The organism is Cupriavidus sp. (assembly GCF_057315035.1).
This window is the reverse complement of sequence record NZ_DBHKYV010000018.1, coordinates 122175-141038: the sequence shown is the minus strand read 5'-3', so window position 1 is coordinate 141038 and position 18864 is coordinate 122175. Positions and strand designations below refer to the sequence as shown.

15 protein-coding genes are annotated in these 18864 nt (G+C 63.4%); 10 read left to right on the top strand and 5 right to left on the bottom strand.

What is annotated here, in order from left to right; genetic code table 11:
• Positions 1–166 precede the first annotated feature (166 nt).
• The 3 genes from ACO550_RS21470 to ACO550_RS21460 all read right to left on the bottom strand — a co-directional run bounded on the left by ACO550_RS21470 (position 167) and on the right by ACO550_RS21460 (position 2274).
• On the bottom strand, positions 167–988 hold the full coding sequence (locus tag ACO550_RS21470; RefSeq protein WP_315593967.1) for a DUF2092 domain-containing protein: 822 nt from the start codon (positions 986–988) through the stop codon (positions 167–169).
• Between the two features lie 188 nt (positions 989–1176).
• Positions 1177–1347 carry a hypothetical protein gene (locus tag ACO550_RS21465; protein WP_315593966.1) on the bottom strand — a complete coding sequence of 57 codons (171 nt, stop codon included), beginning with the start codon at positions 1345–1347 and terminating at the stop codon, positions 1177–1179.
• An 81-nt stretch (positions 1348–1428) separates the two neighbouring features.
• On the bottom strand, positions 1429–2274 hold the full coding sequence (locus ACO550_RS21460; protein ID WP_315593965.1) for a class II glutamine amidotransferase: 846 nt from the start codon (positions 2272–2274) through the stop codon (positions 1429–1431).
• Positions 2275–2451: 177 nt separating this feature from the next.
• On the opposite strand from ACO550_RS21460, the gene ACO550_RS21455 reads away from it, so the two are divergent.
• Entirely contained in the window at positions 2452–4119 is a 1668-nt protein-coding gene (locus tag ACO550_RS21455) for a tetratricopeptide repeat protein (RefSeq protein ID WP_315593964.1), read from the top strand.
• Here the strand turns inward: ACO550_RS21455 and ACO550_RS21450 are convergent.
• Positions 4093–4812 carry an FCD domain-containing protein gene (locus ACO550_RS21450; protein ID WP_315593963.1) on the bottom strand — a complete coding sequence of 240 codons (720 nt, stop codon included), beginning with the start codon at positions 4810–4812 and terminating at the stop codon, positions 4093–4095. The two genes, ACO550_RS21455 and ACO550_RS21450, sit on opposite strands and share 27 nt — an antisense overlap.
• Before the next feature lie 149 nt (positions 4813–4961).
• On the opposite strand from ACO550_RS21450, the gene ACO550_RS21445 reads away from it, so the two are divergent.
• The 9 genes from ACO550_RS21445 to ACO550_RS21405 all read left to right on the top strand — a co-directional run bounded on the left by ACO550_RS21445 (position 4962) and on the right by ACO550_RS21405 (position 18081).
• On the top strand, positions 4962–6701 hold the full coding sequence (locus tag ACO550_RS21445) for a dihydroxy-acid dehydratase (RefSeq protein ID WP_315593962.1): 1740 nt from the start codon (positions 4962–4964) through the stop codon (positions 6699–6701).
• A gap of 33 nt (positions 6702–6734) precedes the next feature.
• On the top strand, positions 6735–7823 hold the full coding sequence (locus ACO550_RS21440) for a sn-glycerol-3-phosphate ABC transporter ATP-binding protein UgpC (RefSeq protein ID WP_315593961.1): 1089 nt from the start codon (positions 6735–6737) through the stop codon (positions 7821–7823).
• A 55-nt stretch (positions 7824–7878) separates the two neighbouring features.
• Positions 7879–9198, top strand: a complete 1320-nt coding sequence (locus tag ACO550_RS21435; RefSeq protein ID WP_315593960.1) for an ABC transporter substrate-binding protein — start codon at positions 7879–7881, stop codon at positions 9196–9198.
• A 51-nt stretch (positions 9199–9249) separates the two neighbouring features.
• Positions 9250–10149 carry an ABC transporter permease subunit gene (locus ACO550_RS21430; protein WP_315593959.1) on the top strand — a complete coding sequence of 300 codons (900 nt, stop codon included), beginning with the start codon at positions 9250–9252 and terminating at the stop codon, positions 10147–10149.
• A 50-nt stretch (positions 10150–10199) separates the two neighbouring features.
• Positions 10200–11042, top strand: coding sequence for an ABC transporter permease subunit (locus ACO550_RS21425; protein ID WP_315593978.1), 843 nt, complete (start codon positions 10200–10202; stop codon positions 11040–11042).
• A 794-nt stretch (positions 11043–11836) separates the two neighbouring features.
• A complete protein-coding gene (locus tag ACO550_RS21420) occupies positions 11837–13171 on the top strand; it encodes an HlyD family secretion protein (RefSeq protein ID WP_315593958.1) in 1335 nt (444 codons plus the stop codon).
• Positions 13172–13286: 115 nt separating this feature from the next.
• Positions 13287–14564, top strand: a complete 1278-nt coding sequence (locus ACO550_RS21415; protein WP_485994954.1) for a hypothetical protein — start codon at positions 13287–13289, stop codon at positions 14562–14564.
• Between the two features lie 2 nt (positions 14565–14566).
• Positions 14567–16543, top strand: a complete 1977-nt coding sequence (locus tag ACO550_RS21410; RefSeq protein WP_315593957.1) for a glycosyltransferase — start codon at positions 14567–14569, stop codon at positions 16541–16543.
• A gap of 8 nt (positions 16544–16551) precedes the next feature.
• Positions 16552–18081, top strand: a complete 1530-nt coding sequence (locus ACO550_RS21405) for an efflux transporter outer membrane subunit (protein WP_485994952.1) — start codon at positions 16552–16554, stop codon at positions 18079–18081.
• A gap of 147 nt (positions 18082–18228) precedes the next feature.
• Here the strand turns inward: ACO550_RS21405 and ACO550_RS21400 are convergent, their stop codons facing one another.
• Positions 18229–18852, bottom strand: coding sequence for a ferritin-like domain-containing protein (locus ACO550_RS21400; protein ID WP_315593956.1), 624 nt, complete (start codon positions 18850–18852; stop codon positions 18229–18231).
• Between the last annotated feature and the right edge of the window lie 12 nt (positions 18853–18864).

Here is an 18864-nt window from a genome sequence, read left to right as displayed (position 1 = left end):
GCACCACCAGCGTGCGCTGCCGCCCGGTTGCCGCCTCCGTGCCCTCCGCCACCCCCGCCACCGGGGCGCGCGTCAACGACAGGCATGTACATAGTGGCCACAGTGACCACGGCGACCATCCACAGGGCAAAGCCCTTTCCCATAGCATGTCTCATGGCGGCCTCCATTAGCGGTTCTTCAGCGGTACGAACTCAGCCGCTTTGGCCCCTTGGGGCGGCGTGAATGTGAACAGCGATTCGGTCATCCGCGGATTCGGGTTCCACCGGATCGTCGTTACCGACTGCGGGCGCGCCTCATCGGCGCGATTGGTAATGACGAGCTTGCGCGGCAGCGGCCGTGGTCCGGTGGCAATCCAGATCTGCCAGTCGATATCGCCCTGGCGGAACGCATAGTGATCGCAGAGCGTGTTGTCGACGATATCCTGGCCCGCGTTCATCGCCGAGCTCATGCCGTCGAGCGGCGCCTGTGGCGTGCCCCACAGAAACAGGTCCGCCATCGGCAGTTCGATGCCGAACCGTTCCCTGAGCCGACCTACGAGTTCAGACAAGTTGTCGCTGAACGGTGCCTTGGAGTAGTACTTCTGCTCAGGCATGTAGAGCACCACGGTCTTGCCGTCGTACATCAGGTCACGCACCGAGCGCGCGCTGCGCATCTGCGCCCGCATTTTATTGGGCCGTTGCACGTCGATCTTCGCGTAGGCCGTGTGGAGCAGCTTCTGCCCGTCGGTCAGCACGCGTTCGCCCGATAGCGCCACCTCCACTTCAAACTGCTTGAGCGTTTGCAGGTAGGTGCCCATGTCGCGCAATGCCTGCACGGCGGCCGGATCCACGGCGTTGGCTGGAGGTGGGGCACTGCTGGCCGGTGGTGGGGCCGTACTGGCCTGCGCGGAAGGCGGCGGCGCCGCAGGCGTGGAAGCGGTTTTCGGTGGCGCACTGCTGCACGCCGCCAGAGAAACTGCAAGCAAGGTCAGAACTGCTATGCGTGTCATGGAAGACTCCCCTGGAATGGGCGTGCCAGCAGCAGGTCAAGGCGGCCCGACACTGGTACTGGGAGCTTTCGATTCTGGACACTTGCGGTGCAAACCGGAATTAGATTGTTCTGCAACCGATATTAATGTTTTAGCAATGTCCCCAAATATTAAGTGCCTGATGAGGCACTATTATTGTGCGCTGTCGATTACCGGTCCCGTGTCACGCTTACCCCGGCATCCACGGTGCCGTACATCGTGATGCCGGATTCCCGGTTGCCTGAGTCGGTTGGCGTGGCGCAGCCTGTGATCGCGCCAAGCAGGAAGACTGCGCCAATCGCGCCAATCGCGCTTATCGCGCATAGAATGTGTCGCCGCATGAAGTTGTCCCGAATCCTTTCATTGGGGTGTTCGATGCAGCATTGGACGGACCGCGCGCACGCAAGTTTCCCGATGCATGCCTAGACCGGCGCCTCGGGCAAGCGCGGCGTAAAGCGCTGGTGCTCGATATTGCCGCCCCGGGCCACCAGAATGGTGGCCTCGGGAATTTCCTCCCAGACACCTTGCACGTCGATCAACGGCTCCGACAACACCAGGAACGCGTCGTCTCCGGCCGCGATAATGCGCGGATCCTCGGGATACAGTGCGCGCAACTGCCGGAACGAAGTGCTGTGGAATAACGATCGCGACTCGGCTTCGCTCGAATAGCGCACCGCTACCACCTGCTGCCCGTCGGTGACGCACACGGTCATGTTCAACGGGAACTCGATATCGTTGCGGTGCCCGACTTCCTCGATCAGGCCGGCCATTTGCTCCAGTGCGCCACGCGGATCCCGTTCGAGCCCGAAGGTGAGCGCGAGGAAGAACATGATCTCGGAGTCGGTCGAGCCTTCGATCCAGCGGAACAGATGCGGGGCCACGGCCATCATCAGCTCGCGCCGCACCAGCGGATAGTCACGGATCAGCCCATTGTGAACAAACAGCCAGCGGCCAAACCTGAACGGATGGCAGTTGGTTTCCTGGGTCGGTGTACCGGTGGCTGCCCGTACATGGGCGACGAACAGCGGTGCCCTCACCGCCCGGGCCGCTTCGCGCAGATTGGTATCGCTCCATGCCGGGTGAAGGCAACGGTAGCGGAATGGCAGTTCGGAGTGGCGTCCATACCAGCCAACCCCGAAGCCGTCTCCATTTGTAGTGGTATGACCGAGCCGGGAATTCAGGCTTTGATCGATCAACGAGTGCTCCGGCTGGAACAGCACGGCTTCCATCGGAACAGAACGGCCTGAATAGGCCGACCAGCGACACATGATGCCTCCTGCAACGGATGTCTGGTACGGTATCTCCACTTTAGGACAACTGTGGTTGTATAGTCACCGACCGGAGATGCCCTATCCAGTTCCATGCGGCACCCGTTTCCTGCCTCGCTACCTGTACAAATGCCGCCAAAGAAGTCGCCAAACCAGTCACTGCAAGACGCGATCGCCTTGCATCAGCAAGGAAAACTGGCGCAGGCGGGTGCCATTTACGCAAGCATCCTCGAGTCCGAGCCGAATCACCCTGACTGCCTGAACCTGCTCGGCATTCTCGCCGCCCATGCGAAAAATTACCCGCTTGCCCTCACGCTGATCGAACGCGCGATTGCCGCATTTCCGGGCGACGAATCGTTTCACAGCAACCGGGGCAATGTGCTGAGGGAACTGGGCCGCATCGAACCGGCCCTGGACAGCTACGACAACGCTATCGCCATCAAGCCCGACTACGCCGAGGCTTACTACAATCGCGGTGTTGCGCTGCAAGACCTTGGCCGCCACGAGGCGGCTGTCGCCAGCTACGACAGGGCCATTGCGCTCGATGGCGCGTATGCGCAGGCCTACTACAACCGCGGCAATGCGCTGCAGGTACTTGGCCAACCCGGCGCGGCAATTGTCAGCTACGACCGCGCCCTGTCCCTCAATCCCACACATGCCGAGGCCTACAGCAATCGCGCCAACGCATTGAGTGCCGCCGGGCAATGCGATGCGGCGCTTGCCGACTATGACAACGCCCTGTCCATCAAGCCTGATTGTGCGGAAACTCACTACAACCGAGGTATTGCGCTAAAGAGACTCGCGCGAATCGACGCAGCGATAGCCAGCTTTAGTGAAGCCATTCGGCTTCGGCCAGGGTATGCCGATGCCCAATGGAACAAGTCGCTGGCGCTGTTGCTTGCCGGTGATCTGGAACAAGGCTGGGAACTGTACGAATCGCGCTGGCAGACCGCAGCTTTCCTGGCACCCCGGCGTGCTTTCAAGCAGCCGGCCTGGCGCGGCGACCAATCGCTGCGCGGCAAGACCATCCTGCTGCATCATGACCAGGGCCTTGGCGACGCCATTCAATTCTGCAGGTATGCCACCATGGTGGCGCACCTCGGAGCCCAGGTCATACTGGAAGTCGCCAGGTCGCTGGTCGGCTTGCTGGGCACCGTCAACGGCGTTGCCCAGGTTGTGGCTGCCGGCGCCCCCCTGCCCGACTTCGACTACCACTGCACGTTGCTGAGCCTGCCATTGGCGTTCCGCACGCGATTGGCCACCGTGCCCGCCGCACCGGCATACCTGCTTAGCGACGCCAACAAGGTCAGCCAATGGCAAGCCCGCCTTGGCGATGCTGCGCGGCCTCGGGTAGGTCTGGTGGCAAGCGGCAATCCGCAACACAGCAACGATTTGCAGCGCAGCATTCCGCTTGCCGACCTGTTGCGGGAATTGCCGCAGGGCTTCGAGTATGTGCTGCTGCAAAAGGAATTGCGCGATGCGGACCACGCGGTGCTTGCCGCGCATCCCGAGGTCCGGTATTTCGGTTCGAGCCTTGCGGACTTCAGCGACACCGCGGCGCTTTGCGAGCTGATGGACGTCGTGATCAGCGTGGATACCAGCGTGGCCCACCTGGCTGCCGCACTGGGCAAGAACACCTGGGTGCTGCTACCCCAGGTGCCCGACTGGCGCTGGTTGCTGGACCGGGCCGACAGCGTCTGGTACCCGACCGTGCGGCTCTACCGGCAAGCGTCGGCAGGCGCCTGGGCTGAAGTTTTGAGGAAAGCGGGCGAGGACCTTGCTGCGTACGTCAACGTTGACGCGCGTCGCCAAGCGCGTCTATGCCCCGTCCGGGTCCGGGGTTAGCGTCAGGCTCGAAGTCAGCCGGCGATAGGCGATATCCATATGCCGGTGCATCAGCGCCCTGGCTTGCGCGGCATCCCTGCTGCGTAGCGCCGCCAGCACGGCCCGATGCTCTTCGATGGCCTGCGCCCATACCTCCGGCGTTTCGAAATGGCTATGCAACTGGTCGAACAATGGGCCCATGCGCAAGTCGAACATTCGACCGACCACGCTGGCCAGCACTGCATTGCCGGTAGCTTCGGCAATGCGCACGTGAAACAGGCGGTCGGCCGCCAGCGGCTTGATACCGGTGCGGGCGTCCGCAACCATTTGCTCGATGGCGTCCCCGATGGCATCGAACTGGGCATCCGAACCATGCGTGGCGGCCTGCGCGGCAACCTCACCCTCGACCACCGAACGCGCCCGGATCACCTCCAGCGGCCCCTCTTCCCCCGACAGGTCCTGGCCAAGAGCAGGGTCGGACGGGCGCTCGCATACATAGACGCCCGACCCCATCCGGACTTCGATATAGCCCTCCACCTCCAGCGCGATCAGCGCTTCGCGCAAGGACGGGCGGCTCACGCCCAGTTGCACGGCCAGATCGCGCTCGGCCGGCAACCGCGAGCCCGCCGGGAACTCCCCGGCCAGGATCAGGGCGCGTAACTGTTGGCTGATTTGCCGGTAAAGGCGCTGGGGCTCGATGGATTGGATCGGCATACGGGTTAGTACTCGATATTGGTAATACCAGTTTACCTGTTCGGAGGCCTGTCCTAGACTGCGTTGACTCGGCATGCGTGCGGCGCGGCAGTGTGGTCGCGGGCATCCGGATCTGCATCCCCTATAAAAGCAGAACGCAGGAGACCCGAGTGAACGACGACAACGATGCATCGAGTCGGCCGCGACTCCGCAGCCAGGCATGGTTTGGCCGGCTCGATCGCGACGGCTTTATCTATCGCTCATGGCTGAAGAATCGTGGCATTCCCCATGACCAGTTCGACGGTCGCCCGGTTATCGGCATCTGCAATACCTACTCTGAACTGACACCCTGCAATTCCCATTTCCGCACGCTGGCCGAGCAGGTAAAGACCGGTGTCTGGGAAGCTGGCGGCTTTCCACTTGAATTCCCGGTGATGTCCCTAGGGGAAACCCTGCTACGCCCTACCGCCATGTTGTTCCGCAACCTGGCCAGCATGGACGTCGAGGAGTCGATCCGCGGCAATCCGATCGATGGCGTGGTGCTGCTGATGGGCTGCGACAAGACCACGCCGGCGTTGATGATGGGCGCCGCATCGTGCGACCTGCCAACCATCGGCATCTCCGGCGGGCCAATGCTGAGCGGCAAGTTTCGCGGCCAGGAACTGGGCTCGGGCACCGACGTCTGGAAGATGTCGGAGGAAGTCCGTGCCGGCCATATGTCGCAGGAAGACTTCTTTGAAGCCGAAAGCTGCATGCACCGGTCGCACGGCCATTGCATGACGATGGGCACGGCGTCCACCATGGCCTGCATGGTCGAATCGCTCGGCATGGCCTTGCCTGGCAACGCGGCCATCCCCGCGGTGGACGGCCGGCGCAATATTCTGGCCCGCGCCTCGGGGCGGCGCATCGTGCAAATGGTCAAGGACAACCTCGTCATGTCGAAGGTCCTGACCCGCCAGGCTTTCGAGAATGCGATCAAGGTCAACGCGGCAATCGGCGGCTCGACCAATGCGGTGATCCACCTGTTGGCCATTGCGGGACGCATCGGCGTGGAACTGGACCTCGATGACTTCGACAAGCTCGGCCACGCGCTGCCCTGCCTGCTCGACCTGCAACCGTCGGGCCGTCATCTGATGGAAGACTTCTATTACGCGGGCGGCTTGCCTGCGGTGATCCGCGAGCTCGGGCCGCTGCTGGCGCGTGACGCGTTGACGGTCAATGGCAAGACGCTGTGGGACAACTGCCAGAACGCGCCGAACTGGAACCGCGAGGTCATCCATGCTTTCGATGCTCCGTTCAAGCCGCATGCAGGCATTGCCGTGCTGCGCGGCAACCTGTGCCCCGACGGCGCGGTGATCAAGCCTTCCGCCGCAACTCCTTCACTGCTCAAACATACCGGGCGCGCGGTGGTGTTCGAGAACAGCGAACACATGCACGAGCGGCTCGACGACGAGTCGCTCGATGTCGACGAAAGCTGTGTGCTGGTGTTGAAGAATTGCGGCCCGCGCGGTTATCCGGGCATGGCCGAGGCCGGCAACATGCCGCTGCCGCCCAAGCTGCTGCGCCAGGGCATTACCGACATGGTGCGCATCTCCGACGCGCGCATGAGTGGCACCGCCTACGGCACCGTGGTGCTGCACGTGGCCCCGGAAGCCGCTGCCGGCGGGCCGCTGGCGCTGGTTCAGGATGGCGACATGGTGGAACTCGATGTCGAGGCGCGCAAGCTCCACCTGCAGGTCTCCGACGAGGAACTGGCACGCCGCCGCGCGGCATGGCAGCCGCCGGAAGCGCCGATGGCGCGCGGCTGGACCAAGCTTTATTTCGAGCATGTGCAGCAGGCCAACCGCGGTGCCGACCTCGATTTCCTGGTCGGCAAAAGCGGCGCCGGCGTGCCGAAAGACAACCACTAGTGGCGCAGCGCGAAACCAAAGGAGACGCGACGCATGGCATCGGTACAGATTCGCGAAGTGGAGAAGCAGTTTGGCGGCACGCAGGTGATTCGCGGGGTCAGCATCGATATTGCGGATGGGCAGTTCACGGTGCTCGTGGGTCCATCCGGCTGCGGTAAATCGACGCTGCTGCGCATGCTTGCCGGCCTCGAGGAAATCACGGCCGGCGAGATCTCGATTGGTGAACGCGTGGTCAACCGCTTGCCGCCCAAGGAACGCGATATCGCCATGGTGTTCCAGAACTATGCGCTCTATCCGCATATGTCGGTCTACGACAATATGGCGTTCTCGCTGAAGCTTGCCGGCATGCCGAAGGAGACCATCAAGCAGAAGGTGGACAAGGCCTCGGGCATTCTCGGGCTGGGCCAGTTGCTGGACCGCTATCCGCGCCAGTTGTCCGGCGGCCAGCGCCAGCGCGTGGCCATGGGGCGTGCCATCGTGCGTGATCCACAGGTCTTCCTGTTCGACGAGCCGCTGTCGAATCTCGATGCAAAGCTGCGCGTGCAGATGCGCGCCGAGATCAAGGAACTGCACCAGCGCCTGCGCACCACCTCGGTCTATGTCACGCACGACCAGATCGAAGCCATGACCATGGCCGACCAGATCGTGGTCATGCGCGACGGCCGGGTGGAACAGCGTGGCCGGCCGCTCGCACTGTATGACCATCCCGACAACCTGTTCGTGGCCGGCTTTATCGGCTCACCGGCGATGAACTTCATCCCCGGCGTGCTGCGCCGCCAGAACGGCGAAGCCAAGGTCGAATTCGCGGATGGCACGCGCCTGTCACCGCCAGCCCGGCTGGCGGCAGGCGCCGGCGCGGACGGCCAGCGCGTAGTCTATGGCGTGCGGCCCGAGCACCTGGGCTTCGGCGCGGCGGGCCAGGGGTTTCCGACCGTGGTCTCGGTAGTGGAGCCCACCGGCGCCAATACCGAGGTGTATTCGCGCTTTGGCGAAACCGAGTTCATCTCGGTGTTTCGGGAGCGTCACGACTTTGCGGCAGGCCAGGCGTTGCACCTGGTGCCCGATCACCAGCACACCCACCTGTTCGATGCCGAATCGGGACAGGCACTCCCAAGACAATAACTTAAAGCAACACCAGCACGGCGGCACCACCCCTGACGATGGAGGAGACAAAGCGATGAGCGAGCACAACAACTTTACAAGACGCGATTTCCTGGTATCCACGGCAGCAGTGGCTGCCACCACGGCGCTGGGCAGCAATGCGTTTGCCGCCACGGCGCTGCAATACAAGCCCGAGGCCGGTGCCAAGCTGCGCGTGCTGCGCTGGAAACGGTTCGTGCAAGGCGACGAAGACCTGTGGACCGCCAACACCAAGAAGTTTTCGGAACTGACCGGGGTGGAGGTGCGCGTCGACAATGAAGGCTGGGAAGACGTACGCCCCAAGGCGGCCGTCGCCGCCAGCGTCGGCACCGGACCGGACATCGTGCTGGGCTGGTTCGATGACCCGCAGCAATACCCCGACAAACTCGTCGACGTGTCCGACGTTGCCAACTACCTTGCCGGCAAGCATGGCGGCTGGTACGACGTGTGCAAGAAATACGGCATCCATAACGGCAAATGGATCGCACTGCCGCTCGGCGTGGTCGGCAACGCACTGGTCTATCGCGAGAGCCACGTCAAGGCTGCCGGCTTCGACACCATCCCCAAGGATCTGCCGGGCTTCCTGAAGCTGTGCCAGGCCTTGAAAGCCAAGAACACCCCGTGTGGCTTTGCACTGGGCAAGGCCGTGGGCGATGGCAATAACTGGGCGCACTGGCTGCTCTGGTCGCACGGCGGCATGCTGGTTGACGCCAAGGGCAAGGTGGTGGTCAATTCGCCCGAGACCTGGGCGGCACTGGAATATGCCAAGCAGCTTTATGCCACGTTCGTGCCGGGTACGCTGTCATGGCAGGACCCGTCGAACAACAAGGCCTTCCTTGATGGGCAGGTCAGCCTGACCGCCAACGGCATTTCGGTTTATTACGCGGCCAAGAATTCAAAGGAGCCGAAGCTGCAGGAGATGGCGCAGGACATCCAGCACGCCCACTTCCCGATCGGCAAGACCGGCAAGCCTACCGAGCTGATGCAGATCACCCAGATGATGGTGTTCAAGTACTGCAAGTTCCCGAATGCGGCCAAGGCCTACCTGCAGTTCATGATGGAGCCGGAACAGTACAACCCGTGGATGGAGGCCGCCATCGGCTACGTGAGCCAGCCGCTCAAGGCCTATGAGGCCAATCCGATCTGGACCGCCGATCCCAAGCACACCGTGTACCGCGATGCGGCGTCGCTGATGCTCGACAACGGCCACGCCGGGCCCTTGGGTACGGCCTCGGCGGCATCGATGGCCGACTATATCGTGCTCGACATGGTAGCCGAGGCGGCCAGCGGCTCGAAGACACCCAAGGAAGCCGCCGCACGCGCGGCACAGCGCGCCGAGCGTTACTACAAGGCCTAGTCGTCCCGTTATCCGCTGCGGCCTGCGCCGCAGCGGTAGCCAAGGAGCACCATGCTGTCCCGCCTGTCAAACAACCGTCATGCGCTGGGGTTGCTATTCATGCTGCCCACCGCACTGTTGCTGCTGGTTTTCCTGACGTACCCGCTTGGGCTTGGCGTCTGGCTGGGCTTCACCGATGCCAAGATCGGCCGCGCCGGTGAATGGATCGGCATGTCCAACTACAGCTACCTGGCCGGCGATTCGCTGACGCAACTGGCGCTGTTCAACACGATCTTCTACACGGTGATCGCCAGCGTGCTCAAGTTCGCGCTGGGGCTCTGGCTGGCGCTGCTGCTCAACAAGAACCTGCCGTTCAAGTCGTTTTTCCGCGCGGTGGTGCTGTTGCCGTGGATCGTCCCCACGGCCTTGTCGGCACTGGCCTTCTGGTGGATCTATGACGCGCAGTTTTCGGTCATCAGCTGGACGCTGGTCAAGCTTGGCCTGATCGATCGCTATATCGATTTCCTTGGCGACCCGTGGCTGGCGCGGTTTTCCACTATCGCGGCCAATGTATGGCGCGGTATTCCGTTTGTCGCCATTTCGCTGCTGGCCGGCCTGCAGACGATCTCGCCAACGCTTTACGAAGCGGCGTCGATCGACGGCGTCACGCCCTGGCAGCAGTTTCGCTATGTCACATTGCCGCTGCTGACGCCAATCATCGCCGTGGTGATGACGTTCTCGGTGCTGTTCACGTTCACCGACTTCCAGCTGATCTATGTGCTGACGCGCGGCGGACCGCTCAATGCCACGCACCTGATGGCCACCCTGTCGTTCCAGCGCGCGATCCCCGGCGGATCGTTGGGCGAAGGCGCGGCGCTGGCCACCATGATGGTGCCGTTCCTGCTGGCGGCAATCCTGTTTTCCTACTTCGGGCTGCAGCGACGCGCCTGGCAACAGGGAGGCGACAAGTGAGAGCCAAAGCGACCTCGAACCCGAACGCGGCCGACAATGAACAACAGGGGATGGACTACCTGCAGTCGATGCCGCGTCGCTGGATCACCATCTATATCCCACTGGGCGTCTTTATCTTCGTGCTGCTGTTTCCGTTCTACTGGATGGGCATCACGGCATTCAAGCCCGATGGCGAACTGCTGATGCAGACCGCCAATCCGTTCGTGGTGATGGCGCCTACCCTGGCACACTTCAAGAAGCTGCTATTCAACACGCCCTACCCTGCGTGGCTGCTCAACACGGTCATTGTCTCGACGGTCTCCACATTCGCGTCGCTGGCGGCGAGCGTGCTGGCTGCGTATGCGATCGAGCGCCTGCGCTTCCAGGGCGCGAAGCCGGTTGGCCTGGCGATCTTCCTGGCCTACCTGATCCCGCCGTCGATCCTGTTTATCCCGCTGGCGTCGATCGTGTTCCAGCTTGGCCTGTTCGATACGCGCTGGGCGTTGATCCTGACCTACCCCACCTTCCTGATTCCGTTCTGCACCTGGCTCTTGATGGGCTATTTCCGCTCGATCCCGTATGAACTCGAGGAATGCGCACTGATCGACGGCGCTACCCGCTGGGAAATCCTGGTCAAGATCATCCTGCCCCTGGCCGTGCCGGGCCTGATTTCAGCAGGGATCTTCGCGTTCACGCTGTCGTGGAACGAGTTTATCTATGCGCTGACATTCATCTCGTCATCGGAGGTCAAGACAGTGCCGGTGGGCATCGTTACCGAACTGGTGGAAGGCGATGTGTACCACTGGGGCGCGCTGATGGCCGGGGCGCTGCTGGGCTCGCTGCCGGTGGCCGTGGTGTATTCGTTCTTCGTCGAATACTACGTGTCCGGCATGACCGGCGCCGTAAAAGAGTAACCAACTGTTCGTTTCTCAGGTCTTGTTCCCCTCTCCCGCGAGCGGGAGAGGGGCCGGGGGAGAGGGCCGGAGTTTCAAGCCGGGACAAGTCGCAATTTGAACCGCAATGCCCTCTCCCCCACCCCTCTCCCACGACGTGGGCGAGGGGAGCGCATGGCTACCGGTATCGTTATTTTCCAATGCCATTACGATAAGTTTTCTTATCGCAATGCGTTCGCCACACCTTGCAACTGCCGTGTACAAACTTCCGCTTCATCTCGATCATCGACGCTGCACTGCCGCAATTCACGCGTCCGGCGCGCCCTCCAAGCCTTTATCTGCGCGCAGAACGACGCCATCGATCCCAATGGCAAAAATTACCGAATAGCCTTCCGAAGATTAAGCTCGCATTAACGGAAGCCCTTTTGAATCAGGGGCTTACTACATCCGGTCGTTCGCGCGCGGTGATGTAAGTGGATCGATATTCAGTCCTTACAAGTTCTTACAGCACGCATCGAGCAAAGTGTCTAACTTTGAATCGCTTCGGCACTGCATTGCATCAACCGTGCAATGTTGTGCTGTGGGTTTCCATGGCGCGTAGCGCCAACTCAATGGATCGGCTAACACGATCCTCAGCCAGTTCCGGCGCGTAGTACCGGCCCGGGACAACGGCAAATAACAGCGTTGGGGGACGTCAGCACCGCGTAACCGACCGAGCGTTCTGCGCTCGAGCGGAGGATGCGTGCTGTCTGCGAAAAAGTAACCGCGATCGACGTTGGCGATCGCGGATGGACACCTATTACCCGGGAGCTCGCATGGACAACAATTCCGACCGAAAGCCGACCGTGCCAACGCGGCTACCACCCACGCAGCGGCCACAGCAGCCCCCGCCCCGCGACGCACTGGCGCCACGCGGCAATGCGCTGAGCCTGCGGCCGCTCTGGCAGGCCATCCCGCGTCTGGCCAGCTACGGCATGGTGGGCTTCATCATCTGGGTCATCCTGTCCGTGATGTTCCCCTACGTCTTTACACGCTCGTCGGAGCGCGCCATCGTCAATAGCCCGGTCAACCTGATCACGACCCCGGTGGAAGGCGTGGTGACAAAGCAGGTGGTGCAGGCTGGCGCCAGCTTCAAGGCTGGTGAGTCGTTGATGCAACTGCAGAATCCGAACATGGATCGCGCGCTGCTGATGGAGCTCACCGGCAAGCAACTCGACAACCAGAAGCGGCTCGAGGCCGCAAAGTCCAAGCTCGAAGGTAATCAGGCGCGGCTGGCTTCCACGGGCGACGATGTCAAGCGCTACCAGTCCGCCGCGCAGCGTGAGCATGCTTCGAAGATCCAGGGCATCGAGGCCAAGCTGGCCGTAGCCAGGCAACAGATCGACGCCCAGGAGGATGTCGTCAATCGCAACCAGGCCATGCAATGGGCCGGCGCGGTCAGCCAGGCCTATACCGATGCCTCGCGCAACCAGTTGACGGTGTTGTCCGGCTCGCGCGATGCCATCCAGGCTGAACTGGATAGTGCGCGCAACAGTAGCGCCGCGGCGCGCAGCAAGGTCTATAGCTCGAACACCGATGGCGCGGTGGGTGCGCTGACGCAGCGGCAGGACGAGCTCAAGGCCGACAACGTCCAGCTCCAGGCCGAAATCAAACAGCTCGAAGACTATGGCGTGGAAGTGGACAAGCTTGTCGCCACCGAACAGCAGCGGCTGGACCGCGTGTCGAATCTTGATATCAAGGCCTACACGGGCGGCATCGTCGAAGACGTGCTGACCCCGCCGGGCACCCGGGTGGCGGCAGGCGCCACGCTGATGCGCGCGACCAACTGCACGCAGCCCAGCGTCGTCGCGGTGTTTCCGCGCAGCCTGAGCAAGGACCTGCTCCCTGGCGCCAAGGTCACGGTGCTGGTCGATGGCGTTGCCACGCCGCTACCCGGCAAGGTCGCGGAAATCCTGCCACGCGCGCCCGACGGCGACCAGGCACGCTATTTCGTGCCATTCCCGCCGATCGAGAAGAACGAAATCTATCTGATTGCAAAACTCGACAAGCCGCTGCCCGACCTGCCCGGCGCTGGCAAGACCGACCGCTGTGCGCTGGGCCACTGGGCCAAGGTCAGTCTCGACCGACCGTGGTTTCGCCGGCTGATCTGATCGCGACCGATCGTCCAGTCATTCCATCAACGCCCGCAGGAAGGAGACTACCGTGCAGCGTAATACCTCAGGAATGTGTTTCCCGGCCGCGCGCAAGCGGCTGATTGCCGGTCTCATGCTGACCGTGATGGCCACGCCGCTGACGCTGTCCGCCGCGCCGGCCGAGCCGCGCGAACAGATGGGCGAAGCGGGATGCCAGACGCTGGCAAAACGCGTGACGGCCATCCCCGGCAATGGCCCCGTGATGCTGGCCAGCTATGAACCGGCGCCCGGCGGCAAGGCGTTGCCCGGCCCGCTGAAGGAGTCGGCCTTTGTCTATGACAATGCGCTGGCCGGCATTGCGTTGATCGCCTGCGGCCAGCGCGATGCCGCGCGCCGCATCGCCGACGGCGTGGTGGCCGGTGTGACACGTGACCGCCATTATCACGACGGCCGTATCCGCAATGCGTATCGCGCCGGTGCGGTACCCGATGGACCGGTGCCGCTGCCGGGCTGGTGGGACGACCAGAGCCAGCGCTGGTTTGAAGACCGCTATCAGGTTGGCACGGCCACCGGCAACGTGGCCTGGGCCGCGCTGCTATTGCTGGCAACCTATGAAGCCACACGTGCGCAGCGCTACCTCGACAACGCCAAAACCATGATGGGCTGGATCGACAAGCAAACGTTCGACAGCCAGGCGCCGGCGGCCTTTATCGGCGGCTTCTTCGCGCACGAACCGTCGCCGCAGCGGCAAGGCTGGAAATCCACCGAACACAATGTCGATGCCTATGCCGCATTCCGCTGGCTGTCTCGCTATGACAGCGATCCACGCTGGCGCACCGGTGCCGATCGCGCGCGGCAGTTTGTCCAGTCGATGTGGCAACCGGGCGAAGGCCGCTTCGCGATTGGCACGCGCGATGATGGCCGCACACTGAACGCAATCCCGTCGGCGCTCGATGCCTCGCTCTGGCCATTGATCGCCATTCCCGAGTCGGCAGGCAACTGGCAGCGCGCGCTGGACTGGGCGCGCAACCGGCACGGCGTCAAGGGTGGCTATGGCTTCAATGCCAACCCGGACGGCATCTGGACCGAAGGCACCGGGCAGGCTGCGCTGGTGTTGCGCGCGAGCGGCCGCGACGCCGATACCACGGCATTGTGGCCAATCCTGGTTGCGCAGCGCGCGCCATCGGGCCTGCTGTTCGCCACGCCAGATCCGCGCATCCGTACCGGCCTGCAGATCGGCCCCGATTCGAAGACGGACGATTTCTACTACTTCCACCTGCCACACCTGGGCGCCACCGCATGGGCGGTGCTGGCCGCCACGGGATGGAATCCGTTCCAGCCCGGCGGCACCACAAGCAGCGCCCTGACCAGCGCCACTGGCGGTGCGCCCGACCAGCCACGCAAGGAGTAACGATGTTCGCCGACTTCCTGGACAGCCAGATGCTGGTCCAAATCAATGCTGGAGCGTTCCTGGTCGCGCTGCTGTGCCTGCGCGGTGACCGCCACCGGGCCGCGGATCGCTGGCTGTTCGGATTGGCGGCCGCAGTCCTGCTGGTGGTCTACTACGTCTGGCGCTTCACGCAGACGCTGCCCGAATGGCGCATGGAGTTTCCAAGCATCTGGGCCCATGTGTTCTTCGGGTTCGAGTCGCTGACGATTGCCTATACGCTGATCTCGATTGTCACGCTGACACGGCGCACCGACCACACTGCCCAGGCCGATGCCGGCGAAGCGCGCCTGCGGGGCGACCGTCATGCGCCGGGCGTGGACATCTTTATCGCCACGTACAACGAGGGCCTCGATGTACTGGAAAAGACCATCGTCGCGGCCAAGGCGATCGACTATCCGAACTTCCGTGTCTGGGTACTGGACGATACGCGCCGCGACTGGCTCAAGGCCTTCTGCGCGCAGGTAGGCGTCAACTACGTAACACGTCCCGACAACACGCATGCCAAGGCCGGCAACCTGAACAACGGGCTGCACCACAGCGCGCAGGTAGACGGCGGTGCGCCCTACATCATGGTGCTCGATGCGGACTTCGCGCCGAACCGCAATATCCTGCTGCGGGTGCTGGGCCTGTTCGACGATCCCCGGGTGGGCGTGGTCCAGACGCCGCAGTTCTATTACAACGCCGATCCCATCCAGTACAACCTGCGCTCGACCGACTGCTGGGTCGACGAACAACGCGCCTTCTTCGACGTGATGCAACCGGCCAAGGACGCCTGGGATACCGCGTTCTGCATCGGTACCTCGTTCGTGGTGCGGCGCGCGGCGCTGGGCCATATCGGTGGCTTCCCGATCGGAACGGTGACCGAGGACATCCATCTTACCTACAAGCTGATGCCGCATGGCTACGTCACACGCTGGCTCAATGAGCGGCTCAGCGTGGGCCTGTCCGCCGAGGGCCTGCCCGAATACATCAGCCAGCGCAGCCGCTGGGGCCTGGGCACGATCCAGGTGGCGCTGACCGCCGACGGTCCGCTGCGCGGCCGGGGCTACACCTTCCGCCAGCGCCTGCATTATGTGCATGGCCTGCTGCACTGGCTTAGCCGGCCCTTCACGCTGATGCTGCTGGCAGGCCCCCTGCTCTACTGGTTCTTCAACGTACCGACGCTCTATGGCGAACCGATGCAATTCCTGGCCTATGGCGTGCCGGCGCTGCTGCTGTACTGGGCCTACAGCATCTTTATCACCGGCAGCCGCGCCATGCCGGTCTTTACCGAGGTCACGCAGATCGTGGCGGCGATGGCGGTTACGGCCACGCTCGTAAGCGCCATGTTCAAGCCGTTCGGACGCCCGTTCAAGGTTACCAACAAGGGGCTCGACCGCTCGAAACTCACGGTGCACGGCAAGTTCGCGGCGCTCTATGGCGCGTTGTTCGTACTGTCGGCCTTCGGACTCGGGCGCGCCGTGGCCGCCGATGGCGCGGCGCCGGGCATCGCGTTCAATATCGGCTGGACCGTGGTGTCGATGGTGCTATACCTGGCGTCCCTGCTGGTCTGTTTCGAGTTGCCGCGCCCGCGCAAGGAAGAGCGTTTCCCGTTCCAGGCGGCCGCGCGCCTGCAGTTCTACGGCAAGGATGGCGTATCGCGCGAGATCGACGGCGTGACACGCGACCTGTCGTGCAATGGCGTGGGCCTGGAATCGCACAGCGTAGGGCCCGTGGAACCCGGCGCGGTCGGCGCCTTCTGGCTCGCGCCGCTGGGCTGGGTGCCTTGCCGCGTGGCGCGCATGGACGGCCAGCTGATTGGCATTGCGCTGCATCCGGACACCGCCGCACGACACCGCCTGATCCGCCTGCTGTTCAGCGAACCGGCTCACAACATCGCGCATCGCGGCTTGCCTGGCACGGCTCTCGTGCAGCTGCTGCGGCGTGCCTTCACAGGTTGATTCACGATATGAAGACCAACACGATGCTTCGCCCCGCCCCGCTGCTCTTCTCCCCGCTGCTCTTGCTGGCCCTGACAGCCTGTACGCTGGAACCAACCTACGAACGTCCGGCGTCGCCGGTGCCCAATGCATATCCGGTTGGCGCCGCCTATGACAGCGCGCGGACCGGCAACAATTCCGGCGCCAGCCAGACGCAAGCCCAGGCGCCCGCAGCCAGCCTTGGCTGGCAAGACTTCTTTACCGATGCCCGACTACGCAGGCTGATCGAACTCGGACTGGCCAACAACCGTGACCTGCGCGTTGCCACCCTGTCGATCGACCAGGCGCGCGCCCAGTACCGCATCCAGCGCGCCGCGCAGTTTCCGGCCATCAACGCCAATGCCGGCTTCAGCAGCACGCGGCTGACCGGCGACCTGCGTCCGCCGGGTCAGGATCCGACCATCAATGCATGGACCGCCGGCGTGGGCTTCAGCGCGTTCGAACTCGACGTGTTCGGGCGGGTGCGCAGCCTCAAGCATGAAGCGCTGGAACAATACCTGGCCATCGAGGAAGTCCGGCGCAGCACCCAGATCAGCCTGGTCGGTGAAATTGCCAGCGCCTACCTGACCTGGCAGGCCGACCAGCAGTTGCTCAAGCTGTCGCAGGACACGCTCAAGTTGCAGGAGGATGCCGCCGAAATGGTCAGCCGCAGCAAGAAGGCCGGCGGCATGGCCGAGATCGACATGCATCGCACCCGGACACAGGTGGAAACCGCACGCGTGGACGTGGAACAGTACACGCGCCAGGTGGCCCAGGATGAAAACGCACTGGGCTTGCTGATAGGCGGTCCGTTGCCGGCCGACCTGCCGGCCCCGCAGCCCTTCGACAATAGCTCGTTCGTGGCCGAACTGCCGTCAGGGCTGCCTTCGGCGCTGCTGGAACAGCGGCCCGACATCATGGCGGCCGAGCACCGCCTCAAGGCCGCCAACGCCAATATCGGCGCGGCGCGCGCGGCGTTTTTCCCACAGATTTCTTTGACCGCCGGGGTCGGGCTGGCCAGCACCACGCTGGCAGGACTGTTCACTGGCGGCGCGGCGTGGGCGTTCGCCCCGCAGGTCACGCTGCCGATCTTCAATGCCGGCGCCAACCAGGCTCAGCTGGATTCGTCCAACGTCCGCAAGGAAATCAACGTCGCCCAGTACGAGCGCACGATCCAGGGCGCCTTCCGCGAAGTGGCCGACGGCCTGGCCGCGCGCGGCACCTATGACCGGCAGGCCGCCGCCCAGGCATCGCTGCAGAAGGAAGTCGGCGAAACCCGTCGGCTCGCCGAGATGCGTTTCAAGAACGGCGTCGACGACTACTTCGCGGTGTTCGATGCCCAGCGCCAGCTCTATGAAGCACAGAAGAAGCTGGTCACGATCCAGCTGGCCCGCCTGACCAGCCGCGCACAGTTGTACAAGGCGCTCGGCGGCGGATGGTCGCAGAAGACCGTGACACAGCCGCCAGTGGCCAGTGCCGCTGCCCCCGCGGTGGCGCGCGCCAGCCCGGCAGACCGCTGAGCAGCGCAAGCGCTACCGTTGCGCCGAAAAAAAACCGGGCCTCGGCCCGGGAAAAAAACCGGCCGCGCACCCGTTCCTGTCAGGCGGCCGGAACGGTGCGCGTGCCAACCAGGCCGGCGCACCGCTTCAACAGGTTTGCGGGCGATATCACCCCACAAACGCCCCTGGTACCGGATCTTCACCGAGTGCGCTGAGCAAGATGGCCCAGTGCATCGCCTCATCGCCAAGGATGCTGCCCGCTGCCTTGCTGAGATCGCGATTGTGGAAATTCGGCAGCACGCCCAGGTATGCCGCGGTAGCGCCCTTTTCCAGTCCGGCCGCAAAGCGCAGTACATCGGCCTGCGTTTTCAGCTGCGCGGTCGGGAAGCTGTATTCGTTGCTGGACCTTGCCTTGACCGGCGTACCGCCGAGTTTTTCCACAGTGCTGGCCAGCACCTGCGCGTGCGCCTTGTGATGGGTCTGGAACTTGACGGCGGTGTCCAGCACCGGTTTTTGTAGCAGGCCACTTTCGGCTCCCACCTGATATGCGGCGATGGCCTGGTATTCGAGGCCCAGCGCGGTGTTCAGGATATTGATGTCATCTTTGGTACTGCCAGACTGGGTCTGCCCCCAGGCCGGCATGGCCTCGCCCAGCGCTATCGCGGCCAGCGAGCCCAGCGCAAAGGCGCCGGGAACCTTGAGCCAGCCCCGGCGCATCAGGTCGGGAGCCAACTCGGCATCGGACTTCTTGCCGCCTACCAGCGGTAGAGACACGTCAGGTTTGCTTTTCATGGGGAATCCTCC